Here is a 19,272-nt window from a genome sequence, read left to right as displayed (position 1 = left end):
CGATGCCGGGCATGCACGAAGGCGCAACGCGGCCCGGCTGGACGCGTAACGCCTTCGGTCTTGCCCCGGACCGCATTGCGATCCTCCGCGCACCACGGCCGGCTGGCCGAGTGTGTTGACGCGCGGGCCGTCGATACGACGGCGGACTACTCCCCGAGAGGAGCGCGCATTGTACCGATGGGCACGCGCGCTGCGGTGAACGCGCGCCGGTGCAATCGATTACCGGACGTGCGTCACGTGTTGCGCGGTTACGATGCCTCGTCCATCACGGAGCTGACCATGCACTACCGCCGCCTCGGATCGTCCGGCCTGCAGCTGTCCGCGTTGTCGTTCGGTGCGTGGCTCACTTTCGGCAACCAGGTGCCGCGCAGCGAATGCCGCAACCTCGTTGCCGCAGCGTGGGACCACGGCATCAACTTCTTCGACAACGCCGAGAGCTATGCGCAGGGCAGCGCGGAGTCGGTGATGGGCGACGTCATCGCCGACCTGCGCCTCCCGCGCGACGGCTTCTGCGTGTCGAGCAAGGTGTTCTTCGGCGCGGCGGAAGATCCGCGGCCGACGCAACGCGGCCTGTCGAAGAAGCATGTGCACGACGCCTGCCATGCGGCGCTCAAGCGCCTGCGCGTCGACGCGCTCGATCTCTTCTATTGCCATCGTCCCGATCCGGACACGCCGGTCGAGGAAACCGTGTGGGCGATGGACGCGCTGATCCGCCAGGGCAAGGCGCTGTACTGGGGCACGTCGGAATGGCCGGCCACGCTGATCCGCGAGGCGCACCGCGTCGCGAAGTCGCACCACCTGCACGCGCCGGTGATGGAGCAGCCGCAGTACAACCTGCTGCATCGCGAGCGCGTCGAACTCGAATACGCGCCGCTGTATGCGGAACTCGGGCTCGGCACGACGACGTTCTCGCCGCTCGCATCCGGCCTGCTTACCGGCAAGTACGCGAATGCGTCGAAGGACGAACCGGCGCGACTTGAACGCGAGGAACTCGGTTGGCTCAAGCGCATCGTCGTCGGTGACGAAAGCCAGCGACGCGTCGAACGTGCGAGTCGGTTCGCCGAAGCGGCGAAGTTGATCGGCCATCCACCGGCCACGCTCGCCATCGCCTGGTGCCTGCGCAACCCGCACGTGTCGAGCGTGATCCTCGGCGCGAGCCGCGTCGAACAACTGCTGCAGAACCTGCAGGCGCTCGAACTCGCCAGTGCGCTCGACGAGGTGCAGTGGCAGCAGCTCGAGGCCGCTGCGGCGTAGACATATATATAGAGAGAGTGCGATCGCGCGATGCACGGGCGGAAGCGCGTCCGTCGTCGCGTCGTACGACGCCCGGTTGCAGCCGTCTGCGAGGCCTATACTCGCCGCATCCACCAGGGGAGGGGACACATGGGCATTTCGCTTGTCGGGTTGGTCATCGCATTCGTCGTGGTGATCGCGATCTTCAAGACCGTGCGCATGGTCCCGCAGGGTTACCAGTGGACGGTCGAGCGCTTCGGGCGCTACACGCACACGCTCGAACCGGGTCTGCATTTCCTGTTCCCGATCGTCTACGGCGTCGGCCGCAAGATCAACATGATGGAGCAGGTGCTCGAAGTCCCGAGCCAGGACGTGATCACCAAGGACAACGCGGTCGTCAAGGTCGACGGCATCGTGTTCTTCCAGGTGCTCGATGCGGCGAAGGCGGCGTACGAAGTCGCGACGCTCGAGATCGCCATCCTCAACCTGGTCATGACCAACATCCGTACCGCGATCGGTTCGATGGACCTCGACGAGTCGCTGTCCAAGCGCGACGAGATCAATACGAAGGTGCTGGTGGCCGTCGACCAGGCGACGCATCCGTGGGGCATCAAGGTCAATCGCATCGAGCTCAAGGACATCGCGCCACCGCGCGACCTGATCGATTCGATGGCGCGGCAGATGAAGGCCGAGCGCGAGAAGCGCGCGAACATTCTCGAGGCCGAAGGCTTCCGTCAGGCGGCGATCCTCAAGGCCGAGGGCGAGAAGCAATCGGTGATCCTCGAGGCCGAGGGTCAGCGCGAAGCCGCGTTCCGTGCCGCAGAAGCGCGCGAGCGTTCGGCCGAAGCGGAAGCCAAGGCGACGCAGCTGGTGTCCGACGCGATCTCGCAGGGCAACGTGCAGGCGATCAACTACTTCGTCGCGCAGAAGTACATCGAGGCGTTCAAGTCGCTGGCCGAAGCGCCGAACCAGAAGTTCGTGCTGATGCCGATGGAGGCGTCCGGCGTGATCGGTTCGCTGGGCGGCATTGCGGAACTGGCGAAGGAAGCGCTGGACCGCCCGAACGCACCGAAGCCACCCGCGCTTCCGCGCTGAGGGCGACGCCATGCACTGGACGTTCACCGCAACCGTCTGGGCGCTCGTCGCGCTGGTGCTGATCGCGGCCGAGATCATCGCACCCGGCGCTTTCATGCTGTGGCTCGGCATCGCCGCCGCGGCGACGTGCGTGCTGGTCGTCGCGATGCCCGGCGTCGCGCTCGTCTGGCAGATGATCGCGTTCGCGCTGCTGAGCGTGCTGTCGGTCTTCGTCTACCTGCGCTTCTTCCGGACGCACGGACGCGACAGCGACCGGCCGTCGCTCAACCGTCGCGCCGAACAGATGGTCGGCCGCGTGGTGCCGCTGATGGCGCCGATCATCGACGGCCACGGCCGCGTGCAGATCGCCGACGCGATCTGGGATGTCGAAGGCCCCGACCTGCCGCTGGGCGCGCGCGTTCGCGTGGTCGGCGTGCGTGGCATGACGCTGGAAGTGCGGCCGCAGGACTGAGTCCATCCGCCGGCGTCTGACCCGCCGGCGCGTATCCGCGATAATCACGGGCTCACCCCACGCCGTGATCCCGCCATGACGAGCAAGACCGTCCTCAACGACACCCACCGCGCCCACGGCGCCAAGATGGTCGACTTCGGCGGATGGGACATGCCCATCCACTACGGCTCGCAGATCGACGAGCACCACCAGGTGCGTCGCGACGCCGGCATGTTCGACGTCTCGCACATGACGGTGGTCGACCTGCGCGGCGCGCGCGTCCGCGACTTCCTGCGCATGCTGGTCGCCAACTCGGTCGACAAGCTCAAGAAGCCGGGCAAGGCGCTGTACACGTGCATGCTCAACGAGCGCGGCGGCGTCATCGACGACCTCATCGTCTATTTCCTCGACGACTCGTTCTTCCGCCTCGTGGTCAACGCGGCCACCCGCGACAAGGACCTCGCGTGGATCCGCGGCCAGGCGATCGCGTTCGACGTCACCGTTACCGAGCGCGACGACTACGGAATGATCGCGGTGCAGGGTCCGAACGCGCGCGCCAAGGTCATCGGCCTGCTGCGCGAATCCGATCGTGCCGCAGTCGAGAAGGTCGGTCGCTTCGCCGCGGCGACGGGCGTCACCGACGACGGCCTCGAACTGTTCGTCGCGCGCACCGGCTACACCGGCGAAGACGGTTTCGAAGTGCTCGTGCCGGCCGACCAGACCGTGCGCGTGTGGGATCGACTCGTGCAGGCGGGCGTCAAGCCGGCGGGACTCGGCGCGCGCGACACGCTGCGCCTCGAAGCCGGCATGAATCTGTACGGCCAGGACATGGACGAAGACGTGTCGCCGTACGAAGCCGGCCTCGCATGGACCGTGGCGATGGACGAAGGCCGCGACTTCATCGGACGCGCCGCACTCGAGCAGCAGCTCGCGAACGGCAGCGCGCGACAGATGGTCGGGCTCGTCATGGACGAGAAGGGCGTGCTGCGCCACGGGCAGAAAGTCATCACCGCGGCGGGCGAGGGCGAGATCCTGTCGGGCACGTTCTCGCCGACCATCGGCAAGGCGATCGCGCTCGCGCGCATTCCCGCTGGCGAACCCGGCGACGTGCGCGTCGACATCCGCGGCCGCGAAATTCCCGTGCGCGTCGTCAAGTATCCGTTCGTGCGCGAAGGCGCGAACCTCGTCCCCGACGCCTGATCGAAACATCGTGCGGACGAGCGGCTGTCCCGTCCGCATCGCATGGCTAAACTAGCGACGCATCGAATCCACCCATCAACGCACGCGACCCACGACGCACCGGAGCCCCCATGAGCGAGATCCCTGGCGACCTGAAGTTCCTCAAGACCCACGAGTGGGCCCGCGTCGAAGGCGACGGCAAAGTCACCGTCGGCATTTCCGACCACGCGCAGGGACTTCTCGGCGACCTCGTGTACGTCGAACTGCCTACCGTTGGCGACCGCGTCGAAGCGGGCAACGCATGCGCCGTCGTCGAGTCGGTCAAGGCTGCGTCGGACGTGTACGCACCGCTCACCGGCAAGATCGTCGCGGTCAATTCGGCGCTCGCCGACAAGCCGGAAACGATCAACGAAGACGCCTACGGCGAAGGCTGGCTGTACCAGCTCGAGATCGAGGACGCGGAGCAGCTCAACGAACTGCTCGATCCCGACGACTACGCCGAGCAGCTGGAAGACGACCACTGATTCGCAGTCGCGAAGCAGTCACCGAAGGCCGCGGACATCCGCGGCCTTCTTCGTTTCGGACGATGCGAAGCGACGGTCGGTGCGCGACGACGACGACGCGCGAGCGGTGCGCAACACGCGATCGCCGTCGTCGAAACGGTCGATGCGGACGTGTCGAGAGCGTTCGAAAGCTCGCGCACTTTCGCGCAAATCGGGTTGTGCGGCGCCAGATCGCGACGTCGTCTTCGCATCGCGCACACGCCGCCGACGCGCGGCGTTGAGGTTCCGTTCGGGTTCTCCGAACGCGTCGCACGACGTCGACGAATGCATCGAAGTAAATCGAAGTGCTGCGCGGAAACGCTTGAAACGTAGGGGTTTCGTTGCGCGTAGAAAATGATGCGAACGATTCGATGCGCATCCGCGAGTTACGTCGGAGGTGCTCGATGCGGACCCGAAACCCAAGCGGGGCGCGGACTTGGGAAAAAAAATTTCGCCCAGGTTGTTGACATCAAAAAAATCGGTGATTAGGTTTCGCCCCAGCAGCTAACCTGCGAATGCGAGTGATCAAAACAGACGCGACAACGCGCACCACAAAACGGACCTCCGCCCGGGACATCAAACCGGTGGACGCAGGATCCGTTTCCCTCGCGAAAACACATTCCGCATTCCGAAGCAGCCCGATCCGCAGCTGGCGGTCCGGGCTTTTTCATGCCCCAGCGGAATGTACAAACCAGACAGGTGCTGTCGAATTCGGTGGACGCATCCGCGTTTCGCCGCTGCTTCCGCCACATCGGTTCCAGGGTGTGGCGGTCAGTCGCTGGGCTGTTCCCGCGACGTTGTCTTGAACTGGGCAACACCCCGATAGACCACTAAACGAGGAGCCACCCCATGGCCACGAAGAAAGCCACCAAGAAGTCCACCGCCAAGAAGGCCACGAAGAAGGCTGCTGGCAAGAAGGCCGCGTCGAAGAAGTCGACCGCCCGCAAGACCGCCGCCAAGAAGGGCGCGCGCAAGACCACCGCCAAGAAGGCCGGCGCTCGCAAGACTGCAGCCAAGAAGGGCGGCGCTCGCAAGACCGCAGCCAAGAAGGGCGCTCGCAAGACTGCAGCCAAGAAGGGCGGCGCTCGCAAGACCGCAGCCAAGAAGGGCGGCGCTCGCAAGACTGCAGCCAAGAAGGGCGCTCGCAAGGCAACGGCCAAGAAGGCTGGCGCTCGCAAGGCCACTGCCAAGAAGGCTGGCGCTCGCAAGACCACCGCCAAGAAGGCCGGCGCTCGCAAGACCGCAGCCAAGAAGGGCGGCGCCCGCAAGACGGCCAAGAAGGCCGGCGGCGCGCGCAAGACCGCAGCGAAGAAGGGCGGCGCCCGTAAGGCGACCCGTCGCCGAGCTGATGCCCCGATGACGATGCCGGCTACTCCGGCACCGATGATCTAAGAAAAAAAATACCCGATTACCGCAACACCCGACTCTCTCCCGCAGCCCAGGCGGGGGAGAGTTTTTTTTTGGACCGAGGGTGGTGATGGCGACGGCGACGGCGACGCCGCGACTGCGGGTTGTTGCGAAGCGTGCCCCTAGCGCGACGTGACGCCCGCAGTGACGACTCGTCGCGATCGGACATTACGGCAGCGCAATGGGTACTGCGGAGCTGTGCTCCGCGTCAGCGACCGATGAGCGACGTCGAGGTGCCGGCTCCAAAGACCCATCGGTCTAGCAGCCGTCAGCGAGTGATGGCGAGGGCGAGCGGTGGCGTCGCACGATCGCGGGCGCGGCGCCGATGTCGAGGCGACCGCTGCGCGGCCGCGTACGCATCGCACCACGCAGCGTGAGCAGTCGCTTCGATCGTTGCGCGTCCGACGTGCTACGTGCTCGTCGTTTCCGCGCATGCTCCGCGAGTCGCGAAGAGATCCCAGCGAGCGACCCGATGCGACGCAGCGCGTCTGAGGTCGGGGCGCGACGATAGCTGTGGCGGCCGGCCGCGATCGAACGACGCGCGTTAGCACGATGCACGCAGCGCCCGGCGTCGCATTGCCGCCCGGCATTCGAACCTGGCGCCGCACGATGCCCGCGGCATTCCCACAAACGAAAACGGCCGACAAATATGCCGGCCGCCTTCTTCCCGCTAGACGAAACTCAGTGCGGCGCTGCGGTCGACTTCGCGGCGCTCGTGCCCGCCTGCTGGCCGTCTTCGTCGTTCTGCACGAACTGCGTCGGCTCGTCGAAGTCGTCCTTCATCCAGTGGCTGCCCGGAATGCCGAGTGCACGGTCAAGGATGGTCGGGATCATTGCGGACGGCAGTGAGCTCTCGCTGTTCCAGAGCAGTGCGACGCCGAAGTCGCGATCGGGAAGCATTGCCACCGCGCCGCGATAGCCCTGCACCGCGCCGCCGTGGAAGACGAGCGTGTTGCCGGCATAGTTGTAGACGCGCCAGCCGATGCCGTAGCCCGCCGAGCTCAGGCGCTCGCGGCGCCACGGCGATGCACGCATCTCGCTTGGCGTGTCGACGCGCGCGGTGTGCAGCGTAGCGAGCAGCGACGCCGGCAGCACGTCCGGGCGATAACCGGTGTGCGCGACCAGCCACTGCGCCATGTCGCTCGCGCTCGCGTTGACGCCCGCCGCCGGCAGCACCTGGTAGTACGGCGTCTTCGGCATGACCGACACCCAACCACCGCGGCCGTGCACGTGCGGATGCGCCCAGCGCGGGCTCGACTCCAGGCCTTCCATGCCGATGCTCGCGTCGTTCATGCCGAGCGGCTTGAAGATGCGGCGCTGCACTTCCTGACCGTAGAACTGGCCGGTCGCCGCGAACACCACGTCACCGATCAGGCTGAAGGCGACGTTCTGATAGCCGTAGCAGGCACCGGGCTGGCACGCGAGCGGCACCGACGCGAGGCGCTGCGTCAGCGTCGTGTACGGCACGTAGGACTCGAGATCGCGATCCAGCGAGTTGCGCGGCAGGCCGACGCTCTGGCTCACCACGTTCGCCACCGTCACCGCTTGCGTGGCGTTCGGATCGCTGAGCTGGAAGTTCGGCAGGTACTGCGTGACCTTGTTGTCCCAACGCAGCGAACCGTCGTTGACGAGCAGGCCGGTGAGCGTGCCCGCGAACGCCTTCGACAGCGACGCGAGACGGAACACGGTGTGCGCGTCGACCGGCTCGGCGGCCGACATGTCGGTGATGCCGTAACCGCGCACGCTGACGATGCGACCCTTGTGCACGATCGCCATCGCCAGGCCCGGAACCTTCTGGTCCGCGACGAGCGACTGCGCCAGCGATTCGATCTGCGCGACGTTGAAGTCGGCTGCGATCGGCAACGGATTGCGCACGACCTGCTGCGGTGCAGCGATGGTCGTAGTGGTTGCCGGCGTCCAACGCGGCGGCGGAGGCGTTTGCGCGCCCGCGCCGGTACCGAGTGCGACCGGCAGCAGGAAGGCCAGCGCGCCGACATGGAAACCACGGCGGCGGAAGCGAAGGGCGGCGTCAGTCATGGTGCGGCATCCACGAAACATTCACGGGTCGATCATAGCGTCGTCATCAAGTGACGCCAGAGGAAAGACATTCATATTCATGTTTTTGCTCGAAAACAGTGACGCAGCGCCGGCCGCTTCACTGCGTATCGTTCACGTGCGGCGCGTCGATGCCCGCTAGAGAGGCATTGCGGACCCGCGTGCGTTCGTTATCCGTCAGCAGTTTGTAAAAAGTCCGTTCAGGCGCGAAGCGGCGGTCGTTCGCGAATGAGATCGGCTGCACGTTCCGCGATCGCGATCGTCGGCGCGTTGGTATTGCCGCTGACCAGCCGCGGCATGACCGATGCATCGACCACCCGAAGCCCATCGACGCCACGCACTCGCAGCTGCGGATCGACCACGCTCGCGTCGTCGCTGCCCATGCGGCAACTGCCGACCGGGTGATAGACGGACTCGGCCTTGGCGCGGATGAACTCGACCAACTCCGCATCGGTGAGGTCGTTGCGTGCGGGCAGCACGTGCGCGCCGCGATACGCATCGAACGCGGGTTGCATGAGCAGCTCGCGCGACAGTCGCGCGCACTCGAGCATCATCCGCAGGTCGAAGTCGTCGTCGTCCGACAGGTAGTTCGCGGCGATGCGTGCCGGCTGAGCCGCATCGGAGGACGCAAGTTCGATCGCGCCGCGACTACGTGGTCGCAGGAAGCACGCATGGATCGTGTAGCCGTCGCCCGGCAGGCGATTGCGGCCGTGATCGTCGAGCTGCGCGGGGACGAAGTGCAACTGGATATCGGGGCGAGCGTCGGGCGCGAGCGGGGAGCGAACGAACGCTCCGCCTTCCGCGATGTTCGACGTGCCGGGCCCGCGATGTCCGCGCAGGAAGTAGTCGAACGCGATGCGCAGATCGCTCGCACGGTCGTAGGTGACCGGCACACGGCTGCCATGCAGCGTGCAGATGTCGAGATGGTCCTGCAGGTTCCTGCCGACGTCGGGTGCGTCGTGCTGCACGGCAATACCGTGGCGTCGCAGCGCGTCTGCCGGCCCGATGCCCGAGAGCATCAGCAGCTGCGGCGAGTTGATGGCGCCGCCGCAGAGCAGCACCTCGCGTGACGCGTGCACGCGATGCAGACCGCGGCCCATCGCGTACTCGACGCCGTTCGCACGCGAGCCGTCGACCAGCACGCGCGTCGTCAGCGCGCCGGTGCGCACCTCGAGGTTCGGTCGATCAAGCGCGGGACGCAGGTACGCGACGGCGCTCGAACAGCGCGCACCATCCTTCTGCGTGACCTGGTACAGCCCGAAGCCGGTCTGCGTCGCACCGTTGAAATCATCGTTGCGTGCGAAGCCCAGTTGTTCGCCAGCGTTGATGAAAACGCGCGACAGCGGATTCACGTGGCGCAGGTCGGCGACATGCAGCGGCCCCGCGTCGCCATGCAATTCATCCGCACCGCGCACGTTGTTCTCGCTGCGGATGAAGTAGGGCAGCATGTCGCGCCATGACCAACCGGTCGCGCCCGCATCAGCCGAGTCGTCGTAATCGGCCGGGTTGCCGCGGATGTAGCACATCGCATTGATCGAACTCGAACCGCCGAGCACGCGCCCACGCGGCCACCAAAGTCGACGTCCGTTCAATGCCGGCTCGGGCGCGGTGTTGTAGTCCCAGTTGAGGCGTCGCACGTTGACCAGCTTCGCGATGCCGGCGGGCATGTGGATGAAGGGATGACGATCGCGTGGCCCGGCCTCGAGCAGCAGCACGCGCACCGACGGATCCTCGCTGAGACGATTGGCCAGCACACAGCCCGCGGATCCGGCACCGACGATCACGTAGTCGTACATGCTCACCCCGCGCACGGCGACCGGGCGGTCGCGGCCGCAGCATAGCCGGCGAGGGTGGCGGCGCGGCCGCGCGGACGGTACGGTGCGCATCCCCCACCGGAAGCGACCGATGAGCGCGCATCCCGAGCAGTCCCCGGCAGATCAGGGACGCGTGCGTCGCGGCGAGTGGCCGGCGCTGCTGCTCTCGCTCGCGTACTTCTTCTGCGTGCTCACCGCGTACTACGTGATCCGTCCGGTGCGCGAGCAGTTGTCGGCGGCGGTTGGTTCGACGCAGCTGCCGTGGTTCTACCTCGCCACGTTCATCACCACGCTCGCGCTGACGCCGCTGTTCGCCGCGTTGGTGTCGCGCTGGCGTCGCCGCGTGATGGTGCCCGTGGTCTACGGCGTGTTCGTCGCCTGCCTGCTCGGCTTCATGCCGTTCTTCGCGCACCAGGACGCGCTCGATGCGCGGACGCTCGGCATCGTGTTCTTCGTCTGGGTGAGTGTGTTCAACCTGTTCGTGGTGTCCGTGTTCTGGGTGTTCATGTCGGACATCTGGTCACCGGTGCAGGCGCGGCGCTTGTTCCCGTTGATCGGTTTCGCGGGGACGGCGGGCGCATTGGCTGGCCCGGCGATCACGAAGTCGCTGGTCGGCGTGGTCGGCATTGCACCGCTGCTCGGTGTGTCCGCATCGCTGCTCGCCATCGCGACGGCGCTTTCCGTGATCCTCGGCCGTTGGGCACGCGACGACGCACGCATCGAAACGCTGGATGACGCACCGCTCGGTGGCGGCATGCTCGACGGGCTCAAGCAGGTCATCGCCAGCCCGTTCATGCGCAACATGGCGCTGTTGCTGATCCTCGCCGACGGCATCGGCACCATCAATTACGCGCTGCTGGCCGACTACAGCGGCGCGACGTTCGCGACCGGCGAAGCGCGCACGGCATTTGCCGCGACCGTCGACCTCGCGTCGAACGTGCTCACGATGCTGCTGCAGGTGGGCGTCACCTGGTGGTTGATGCCGATGATCGGCCCAGGCCGCGTACTCATCATCTGGGCAACAATCGCGATGGCGTCGCTCGCACTCGTCGTGTTCGCGCCGGATGCGTACGCACCGCTGATTGGCGCGATGCCGGCCGTCGCGCTCGCGGCGATCGTCACTCGTGCATTGGGTTACGGACTCGCCGAGCCATCGCGCCATGCGCTGTTCACGCAGGTCGCGCGAAGCGAACGCTACAAAGGCCAGAACGCGGTCGACACGGCGGTCTGGCGGTTCGGTGATCTTCTTGTGGCACTCACGATGAACAGCATGAAGGCGCTCGGCGCGACCGTCGGCGGCGTCGCGTCGATCGGGCTCGCCGCAGCGAGCGCGGCCGCGGCGATCGGCTGGCGACTGTCGCGCGTGCGTGATGTGCGACAGGACGTGCCGCGCGCATGAGGCCGCAGGTCCGGCACTGGCTGCGACGGCTGTTCTTCGCGTGGGTGGCGCTGGCGTTCGTGGCGGTGGTCTACGGGCTGTTCGTCGAGCCGCGCCGCCTGGTCGAGCGCGACTACACCATCGCGCTGCCACGCTGGCCGGCCGCATGCGAAGGGCTGCGCATCGACCACGTCAGCGACGTGCACACCGGTTCGCCGAACAACGGCCTCGACAATCTCGACCGCGTGGTCGCACAACTCGAGTCCAGCGATTCCGACGCGGTGCTGATGACCGGCGACTACGTGATCCTCAGCGTGCTCGGCGGCCATTACATTCCCGCCGATGTCAGCGCACCGCACTGGCGCGCGCTGACGGCGCGTAAGCCCGTCTACGCCGTTCTCGGCAATCACGACTGGTGGAAGGGCGGGCCGGGCGTGCGACGCGCGCTGGAGGCCGCAGGCGTCGTCGTGCTGGAAGACGAGTCGCGTCGTACCGTGATCCGCGGCTGTCCGCTGTGGATCGTGGGCGTCGGTGACCTGTGGACCGCGAAGCACGACGTGCGCAAGGCGTTCTCCGGCATCAACGACGACGCGCCGGCGATCGTGATGACGCACAACCCCGCGCTCGTCGACCAGATTCCGCCGCGCGCTGCGCTGGTGCTGGCGGGCCACACGCACGGTGGTCAGATCTCGCTGCCGGGCATTGGCCAGCCCGCGCAGTGGGGCAAGCCGGAGAACCGTTACATCCGCGGCTACTACGGCGACGCGTCGCGACCGCTGTTCGTCTCGCCGGGCATCGGCACCAGCATCATGCCGATGCGCATCGGCGTGCCGCCGGAAATCTCGCGTCTGACGCTGCGCGCGCAGCGCTGACCACTACGCGTCGCGCGGCGGCCGCGGCGAGACCCACATCGATACGACGGCGCGGAAGACGGCCTCGCCGTGGGGATCGGTGACTTCGACGTCGACCGGCGCTTCGCGTGCATCGCCGCGGTTCGACAGGTCGTCGCGCACGCGAGCCGTCGCGGTCATGCGGCCGGTGGCCTTGCGCAGGTATTCGACCTGCATGCCCTTCGGAATCCAGCGCATCGACGCAGGCAGGCCGGCTTCGGTCGCGAGTCCCGCGGCAAGCTCCGCCGCGTTGCAGAGCGCGATCGCGTGCACCGTGCCGATGTGGTTGGTCACCGCGCGCCGATGCGCGAACGAGACGACGCAGCGGCCCGGCTCCAGCGCGTCGATACGCGGCGCGATGCTGCCGAAGTAGGGCGCCTTGAAGCAGACCGCGCGGGCGAACAGCCAGCGGCCGAGCGGCCAGCGCGTCATGCGTCGATGCAGGGCAAGCAGGTTCATCGTGGACTCCGGATACGACGACGGCGGGTCAATGCCCGCCGTCGTGCAGAACGTTTCGCGTATCGATCAGGCCGCTGCGCGCTGGCCCGGTTCGCCGGTCACCGCGGCATAGCCCGACGAACGCAGCTCGGAGGCCTCGAAGTCGTCGACGCTGATCGTGTCGATGGTGATCTCGCGCAGTGCTTCGAGCTGGGCGCGCTCGTCGGCGGTGATCCAGCCATTGCGGACGGCGAGATCGAGCTGCGATGCGAAGTCGTGCGCTTCCACCTCGTGGCCCTTGAGCGCCTTCTGGAACTTGCGCTCCACAGGCTCCGCCGCGACCACCGCCGGCAGGTAGCTGTCGATGCGACCGGCCGGGTTGAACGGGCCCGGCGTGAGGAACGCACCGCGACCGAGGCGATCGCGCGCTTCGCCCGGCGTCATCAGGATCGATGCGACCTTGTGGTTCAGACGATCGCTCGGCGCCACCGCACGACGACCGAACGGGAACACCAGCGCCCAAAGCAGCCAGCCGACCGGACGCACCGGGAAGTTGCGCAGCGCGGCCGACAGTGACAGCTCGAGCTTGTGCATCGAGTTGTGGAACGACCACGCGAGCAGAGGCTGGTCGGCCACCGGCGCGCCCTGGTCGTGATAACGCTTGAGCATCGCGCTGGCGATGTAGAGCTGGCTCAGCACGTCGCCCAGGCGACCCGACAGCGACTCCTTGAACTTCAACTTGCCGCCGAGCAGCAGCATCGACGTATCCGCCATCAGCGCGAGCACCGACGAGTAGCGGTTGAGCTTGCGGAAGTAGCGCTTCGTGTAGTCGTCGCCCGGCGCGGCACCGATGGTGGCGCCGGTGATGCCGAACCACAGCGAGCGCACGGCGTTGCTGATGGCGAACCCGATGTGGCCGAACAGCGCGGAATCGAAGTCACGCAGCGCCTGCGTGCGATCCGGGTTGTTAGCGGCCTTCATTTCCTTCAGCACCCACGGATGGCAGAGGATCGCGCCCTGGCCGAAGATCATCAGCGAGCGCGTCATGATGTTCGCGCCTTCCACCGTGATGCCGATCGGCGACGCCTGCCACGCACGGCCGAGGTAGTTCTTCGGGCCGAGGATGATGCCCTTGCCGCCGTGGATGTCCATCGCGTCCTTGATGACCTCGCGGCCCATCTCGGTGCAGTGGTACTTGGCGATCGTCGACGGCACCGCCGGTAGTTCGCCACGGGCCACCGCCGCGGCCGACGCTTCCGCAAGCGCGGTGATCGTGTACGCATTGCCGCCGATGCGCGCGAGTGCTTCCTCGACGCCTTCGAAGCGGCCGACCGACAGGCCGAACTGCTTGCGGATGCGTGAGTACGCACCGGTCACGCGAGCGCCCATGCGCGAGCCGCCGGACGCCGTGGAGGGCAGGGTGATCGAGCGGCCGATCGACAGGCACTCGACCAGCATCTGCCAGCCCTTGCCCGCGTACGCTTCGCCGCCGATGAGCTGGCTGAGCGGAATGAAGACGTCCTTGCCGCGGATCGGGCCGTTCTGGAACGGCGAGTTCAGCGGCATCGCACGACGCCCGATCTCCACGCCGTCGGTATCGCGCGGCAGAAGCGCGAGGGTGATGCCGATGTCTTCCTTCTCACCGAGCAGGTGGTCCGGGTCGTACATGCGGAAGGCCAGGCCGATCAGCGTCGCGACCGGCGCGAGCGTGATGTAGCGCTTGTCGAAGGTGAGCTTGACGCCGACGACGCGCGCGCCGTTCCAGTCGCCCATCGTCACGATGCCGTAGTCCGGAATCGACGTCGCGTCTGAACCCGCCCACGGGCCGGTGAGGCCGAAGCACGGCACTTCGCGACCGTCGGCGAGGCGCGGCAGGTAGTAATCCTTCTGCTCGGTCGTGCCGTAGTGCATCAGCAGTTCGGCCGGGCCCAGCGAGTTCGGCACGCCGACCGTCGAGCTCACCACCGACGAGATCGACGCCAGCTTCTCGATCACCTTGTGGTTGCCGAGCGCGGTGAACCCGAGGCCGCCGTATTCCTTCGGCACGATCATGCCGAAGAACTTGTTGCGCTTGATGTAGTCCCACAGCTCCGGCTGCAGGTCGGCGTGCACGTGCGTGATCGACCAGTCGTCGACCATGCGGCACAGCTCTTCGACCGGGCCGTCGAGGAAGGCCTGCTCGTCTTCGCTGAGCGTCGGCTTCGGCTGCGACATCAGCACGTTCCACTCGGGCTTGCCGGAGAACAGCTCGCCTTCCCAACCCACGGTGCCGGCCTCCAGCGCGACGCGCTCGGTCTCCGACAGCGGGGGCAGGATCTTCTTGTAGAAGCCGAAGAGCGGCTGCGTCACCAGCGTCTGGCGCAGCGCCGGCACCAGCAGCGGCACCGCGATGATCGCGAACAGCACGGCCGCGACGATGGTGGCGGTCGCGTTGGCGCCGAGCAGCCAGCAGGCGACAAGACCGGCGACGGACATCGCGACCCACGGCGCGAGGCGCATGCGGTGGTAGGCGGCCACGCCGCCAAGGATCAGCAGGACGAGGAACGGTGCGGCGATGCTCATGGAGCGCTCCAGCGGACGGGCGTCCGCGCGGTTTCGTGGTGATGGCAAGGGCGGGCGCCGGATTCAAACGGCAGCATGAAACACCCGACATACGGGCGAGTATGGTAACGTTTTCGGACCGCTGTCAACGCACTTTTCAGCGGCCGGACGGGCGAATTCCTTAACGCATACTGTCCCGGCCGGACCCGTACGGATACACTGCATCCATGACGACCGACACGCCGGCCAAGTCCGATCGAACGGGGCGCCTCAGCGCCGATGACTGGGCGCAGGCCGCGCTCGACCTCATCGCCGAGCAGGGTGTCGCCGCCGTGGCGGTCGAACCGCTCGCGCGCCGCCTCGGCGTCACCAAGGGCAGCTTCTACTGGCACTTCCCGTCGCGCGAGTCGCTGCTCGTCGCCGCGCTGGAGCGCTGGGAGAAGACCGAACAGGAAGCGATCTTCGGCCAGCTCGAACAGATCGCCGATCCGCGCCAGCGCCTGCGCCAGCTGTTCGACGTCGTCGCGCACGAGGTCACCTCGCACATCATCTATTCGGCGCTGCTGAAAGCGCTGGACCACCCGATCGTCGCGCCGGTCATCGGTCGCGTCTCGCAGCGTCGCCTCGAATGGCTCGCCGCGTCGTTCCGCCAGGCCGGCCTGGACCCGCACGCCGCGCTCAATCGCGCGCGCCTCGCGTATGCCGCCTACGTGGGCTTCCTGCAGCTCAACCTCCAACTCAACCAGACGCGCCTTCCGCGCGAAGAGTTCGAGGCATTCGTCGAGCACATGATGGCCACGCTGATCCCCTGAGGATCCGACACCGTTTTCCATTCGCTTTGTAAGGAGGTTTCCGCATGAATGCCCTCGTCCAGGACGTCGACAAACGCACCCCCGAGGTGCAGGGCCGCGGAACCACGCTGGCAAGTCTCGCGCGCTGGGTCGAAGACGTTGCCGCGCTCACGCGACCCGACGCGATCCACTGGTGCGACGGCAGCGATGCCGAGAACGCCGCGCTCGTCGCGAAGATGGAAGCGGACGGCACGCTGATCCGCCTCAACGAGCAGACCAACCCGGGCAGCTGGCTGCACCGCTCGCATCCGGACGACGTCGCGCGCGTCGAGCACCTGACCTTCGTCTGCACCTCGCAGCAGGACGACGCCGGCCCGAACAACCACTGGATGTCGCCGGCCGACGGCCACGCCCAGATGGACGGCCTGTTCGACGGCTGCATGGAAGGGCGGACGATGTACGTCATCCCGTACTGCATGGGCCCGATCGATTCGCCGATCTCGCGTTGCGGTGTCGAGATCACCGACAGCCCGTACGTCGTCGCCAACATGCGGATCATGACGCGCATGGGCGAGCCGGCGCTGCAGCGCATCGAGCGCGACGGCACCTTCGTTCGCGGCCTGCATTCGATCGGCGAGCTCGACCCGAACCGTCGCTTCATCATGCATTTCCCCGAAGAGCTGACGATCAAGTCGTACGGCTCCGGCTACGGCGGCAACGCGCTTCTCGGCAAGAAGTGCCACGCGCTGCGCATCGCATCGCACCAGGCGCGGCAGGAAGGCTGGCTCGCCGAGCACATGCTGATCCTCGGCATCGAGAACCCGCAGGGCGACACGCATTACATCGCCGCGGCGTTCCCGTCCGCCTGCGGCAAGACCAACCTCGCCATGCTCATTCCGCCGGAGGGTTATCGCGCCCAGGGTTGGAAGGTGTGGACGGTCGGCGACGACATCTGCTGGATGCGCCCCGGCCCGGACGGCCGCCTGTACGCGATCAATCCGGAAGCCGGTTTCTTCGGCGTCGCGCCGGGCACGTCGGCGAAATCGAACCCGAACGCGCTCGCGACCATCCGCAGCAACACCATCTTCACCAACGTCGGCCTGACGGCCGATGGCCAGCCGTGGTGGGAAGGCCTCGACGAAGGCCAGCCCGCCTTTGACTGGCGCGGAAATGACTACGATTTCAACAAGGGCCCGGCCGCGCATCCGAATGCGCGCTTCACCGTGTCGGCCAAGCAGTGCCCAAGCTATTCGGTGCACGCGGAGGATCCGACCGGCGTGCCGATCTCCGCGATCGTGTTCGGCGGCCGTCGCGCGTCACTCGTGCCGCTGGTATTCGAAGCGCGGGACTGGACGCATGGCGTGCTGGTCGGCGCGGCGATGGGTTCGGAGACGACGGCTGCGGCGACAGGCGCAGTCGGCGTCATGCGTCGTGACCCGATGGCGATGAAGCCGTTCTGCGGCTACAACTTCGCCGACTACTTCGCGCACTGGCTGTCGTTCGACAACGGCCAGAACAAGCTGCCCAAGGTCTTCCACGTCAACTGGTTCCGCAAGGGCGACGACGGCAAGTTCCTGTGGCCGGGCTTCGGGGACAACCTCCGCGTGCTCGAGTGGATGATCAAGCGCGTCGACGGCACCGCCGACGCGGCCGACACCCCGATCGGCGCACTACCGCGCGAGCAGGACCTCGACCTCGACGGCGTGCAGCTCTCCGACGAAGCCCGCGCCAAGCTGTTCGGCTTCGACCACGACGGCTGGCGCACCGAGTTCGCCAGCATCGGCGACTACCTCCGCGAATACGGCCCCCGCATGCCGCAGGCGCTGCATGCCGAGCAGCAGCGGATCGCATCGCAGCTCGGTTGATTCAGCCTGGATGACGACGTCTCGCGCCACGCGTAACGTGGCGCGATGACTGCCGATCTCTATCAGCACGCCGTCGCGCTGGTCGCCGCGAACCGCTGGGCCGATGCCGCGCGCGAAATCGCGCCGGCGCTCGCCGCCGATCCATCTACCGACGTGTTGGCGCTCGCCGCCGAAGTCTCGTTGCACTTCGGTGCTTATGCAGAAGCATGCGAACTCGCGCGCCGCGCGACGGCAGCGCTGCGCGCGCCTTTAGCTTCGCACGCAGCGGTGCGTATGGCGCACTTGCTTAGGCGTCTCGAGTTGGCATCGGAACTCGAAAAGTTGTTCGCGGCGCAGTTCCCTGTCGGCTGGCCCGTTGCGAGCGCTGCCGAGATGGCCGTGCTGGCAAGTTCGGCTGCATTGTTCGACGAGGCGGCGAGGATCTCCGGCCACTTGCTGGTGGACGCGCCTAACGACCCGAATGCTCACTACGTCGCCGGTCTGCTGGCAATGTTCAACGGCGATCCCGACACCTCGCTCGCGCATCTCGAACGCGCAATCGCGATCGAACCGCGGATGGGCAACGCGCACTGGCTTGTCGCGATGCAGAGCGATCCGTCGGAGGCGGCCGCACACGTCGACGCCATGCGGAAAGCGTTGACCCGCGTTGTACCCGGCTCCGAGGCGGAAGCCTACTTCCGCTATTCGCTTCACCGGCGCCTGCACGACCTTGGGCGCTATCCGGACGCATGGAACGAGTTGGCAGCGGGCTGGGCCACACAGCGTCGTCTTGAGCCTTACGACATCGAACGCGATACACAGCTATTCGATGCGTTGCATCATGTGCAGGTCGAGTCCGATGGGGCAGCGCCGCAGCCCGACGAACCGCGTGTGATTTTTATCGTCGGGATGTTCCGTTCCGGGACATCGTTGATTGAGCGCGTGCTGACTTCACATCCCGACGTCGTTGACGGCGGTGAAACCTACCAGTTCACCGCGGCGTTCCGCGAAGCTGCGGACTCCGACGGGCACGGGCCGATTGACCTCGAACTTGTGCGTCGCGCGGCCGCCGTCGACTTCGCACAGGTACGCGAGCGCTTCATGACCTACGCGCGCTGGCGCGTCGGCGAGCGCAGAGTGCTGACGGAGAAGCTTCCGTCGAACTTCCTCAATATCCCGTACATCCTGCGTGCGATCCCGGACGCCACGATCGTCCACCTGCGCCGTGACCCGATCGATACGTGCTTCTCGAACCTGCGTACGTATTTCCGTGGTGCTGCGCCGTATGCGAATGCCCCGGACGACATGGCCCGCTATTACGTCGCCCACGAACGCCTGATGGCGCATTGGTGCCAGCAGGCGCCGGGCCGGATTGTCGAGGTCGACTACGAGTCGTTTGTAGGCGACGCCGATGCCGGATCTCGAAGCCTTTTGGAGGCATGCGGCCTCGATCGCGTCGCCGAAAACCAAGTAGCCCGCGATCACAGATCGACGACCGCCAGCGCGGCCGACCTCGGCAAAGGAATCCTGAGGGGGCGGGGTGGGGCGTGGCGACCATACGCGGCGCAGCTGAAAGACCTTCGCGAGGTTCTGGACAGCGCCACGCGTTAACAACCATGGCGTCTCCGCTTCATT

The 19,272-nt window shown here is 66.7% G+C and carries 15 protein-coding genes; 11 read left to right on the top strand and 4 right to left on the bottom strand.

Annotation, left to right across the window (positions count from 1 at the left end; genetic code table 11):
* Nucleotides 1-279: 279 nt before the first annotated feature.
* The 6 genes from ACVWZN_RS07660 (at nucleotide 280) to ACVWZN_RS07635 (ending at nucleotide 5,871) form a co-directional block, all read left to right on the top strand.
* On the top strand, nucleotides 280-1,254 hold the full coding sequence (locus ACVWZN_RS07660) for an aldo/keto reductase (protein ID WP_456953285.1): 975 nt from the start codon (nucleotides 280-282) through the stop codon (nucleotides 1,252-1,254).
* Nucleotides 1,255-1,383: 129 nt separating this feature from the next.
* Nucleotides 1,384-2,328, top strand: coding sequence for an SPFH domain-containing protein (locus ACVWZN_RS07655; protein ID WP_456953284.1), 945 nt, complete (start codon nucleotides 1,384-1,386; stop codon nucleotides 2,326-2,328).
* Between the two features lie 10 nt (nucleotides 2,329-2,338).
* Nucleotides 2,339-2,779 carry an NfeD family protein gene (locus ACVWZN_RS07650; protein ID WP_456953283.1) on the top strand — a complete coding sequence of 147 codons (441 nt, stop codon included), beginning with the start codon at nucleotides 2,339-2,341 and terminating at the stop codon, nucleotides 2,777-2,779.
* A 75-nt stretch (nucleotides 2,780-2,854) separates the two neighbouring features.
* A complete protein-coding gene (gcvT, locus tag ACVWZN_RS07645) occupies nucleotides 2,855-3,958 on the top strand; it encodes a glycine cleavage system aminomethyltransferase GcvT (protein ID WP_456953282.1) in 1,104 nt (367 codons plus the stop codon).
* A gap of 110 nt (nucleotides 3,959-4,068) precedes the next feature.
* The gene (gene gcvH, locus ACVWZN_RS07640; protein WP_027083307.1) at nucleotides 4,069-4,461 is read left to right on the top strand and encodes a glycine cleavage system protein GcvH; all 393 of its coding nucleotides are present in this window, start codon (nucleotides 4,069-4,071) and stop codon (nucleotides 4,459-4,461) included.
* Between the two features lie 867 nt (nucleotides 4,462-5,328).
* Entirely contained in the window at nucleotides 5,329-5,871 is a 543-nt protein-coding gene (locus tag ACVWZN_RS07635; protein WP_051235230.1) for a histone H1-like repetitive region-containing protein, read from the top strand.
* A 696-nt stretch (nucleotides 5,872-6,567) separates the two neighbouring features.
* Here ACVWZN_RS07635 and ACVWZN_RS07630 read toward each other — a convergent pair.
* Nucleotides 6,568-7,923 carry a serine hydrolase domain-containing protein gene (locus ACVWZN_RS07630; protein WP_456953281.1) on the bottom strand — a complete coding sequence of 452 codons (1,356 nt, stop codon included), beginning with the start codon at nucleotides 7,921-7,923 and terminating at the stop codon, nucleotides 6,568-6,570.
* 218 nt (nucleotides 7,924-8,141) lie between these two features.
* A complete protein-coding gene (locus ACVWZN_RS07625) occupies nucleotides 8,142-9,737 on the bottom strand; it encodes a GMC family oxidoreductase (RefSeq protein ID WP_456954735.1) in 1,596 nt (531 codons plus the stop codon).
* Nucleotides 9,738-9,846: 109 nt separating this feature from the next.
* Here ACVWZN_RS07625 and ACVWZN_RS07620 point away from each other — a divergent pair, with 109 nt between their 5' ends.
* Nucleotides 9,847-11,154: an NTP/NDP exchange transporter gene (locus ACVWZN_RS07620; RefSeq protein WP_456953280.1), complete on the top strand. Its 1,308-nt coding sequence runs from the start codon at nucleotides 9,847-9,849 to the stop codon at nucleotides 11,152-11,154.
* A complete protein-coding gene (locus ACVWZN_RS07615) occupies nucleotides 11,151-12,005 on the top strand; it encodes a metallophosphoesterase (RefSeq protein ID WP_456953279.1) in 855 nt (284 codons plus the stop codon). Before ACVWZN_RS07620 ends, ACVWZN_RS07615 begins: the two co-directional genes overlap by 4 nt.
* Nucleotides 12,006-12,008: 3 nt before the next feature.
* On the opposite strand, the gene ACVWZN_RS07610 is transcribed toward ACVWZN_RS07615, so the two are convergent.
* Complete coding sequence (locus tag ACVWZN_RS07610; protein WP_456953278.1) at nucleotides 12,009-12,482, bottom strand: hotdog fold domain-containing protein; 474 nt, start codon at nucleotides 12,480-12,482, stop codon at nucleotides 12,009-12,011.
* Between the two features lie 66 nt (nucleotides 12,483-12,548).
* A complete protein-coding gene (locus ACVWZN_RS07605) occupies nucleotides 12,549-15,023 on the bottom strand; it encodes an acyl-CoA dehydrogenase (RefSeq protein WP_456953277.1) in 2,475 nt (824 codons plus the stop codon).
* A gap of 206 nt (nucleotides 15,024-15,229) precedes the next feature.
* Here ACVWZN_RS07605 and ACVWZN_RS07600 point away from each other — a divergent pair, with 206 nt between their 5' ends.
* The 3 genes from ACVWZN_RS07600 (at nucleotide 15,230) to ACVWZN_RS07590 (ending at nucleotide 19,248) form a co-directional block, all read left to right on the top strand.
* Nucleotides 15,230-15,814: a TetR/AcrR family transcriptional regulator gene (locus ACVWZN_RS07600; protein ID WP_027083314.1), complete on the top strand. Its 585-nt coding sequence runs from the start codon at nucleotides 15,230-15,232 to the stop codon at nucleotides 15,812-15,814.
* Nucleotides 15,815-15,858: 44 nt separating this feature from the next.
* Nucleotides 15,859-17,658 (top strand): phosphoenolpyruvate carboxykinase (GTP), encoded by a 1,800-nt coding sequence (locus tag ACVWZN_RS07595; RefSeq protein ID WP_456953276.1) that lies wholly within the window; start codon nucleotides 15,859-15,861, stop codon nucleotides 17,656-17,658.
* Nucleotides 17,659-17,814: 156 nt separating this feature from the next.
* Entirely contained in the window at nucleotides 17,815-19,248 is a 1,434-nt protein-coding gene (locus ACVWZN_RS07590; protein WP_456953275.1) for a sulfotransferase, read from the top strand.
* Nucleotides 19,249-19,272: the final 24 nt, after the last annotated feature.

This window comes from Lysobacter sp. HA35 (genome assembly GCF_054061195.1).
The sequence above is the reverse complement of the archived record's forward strand: the minus strand, read 5'-3'. Positions and strand labels throughout refer to the sequence as shown.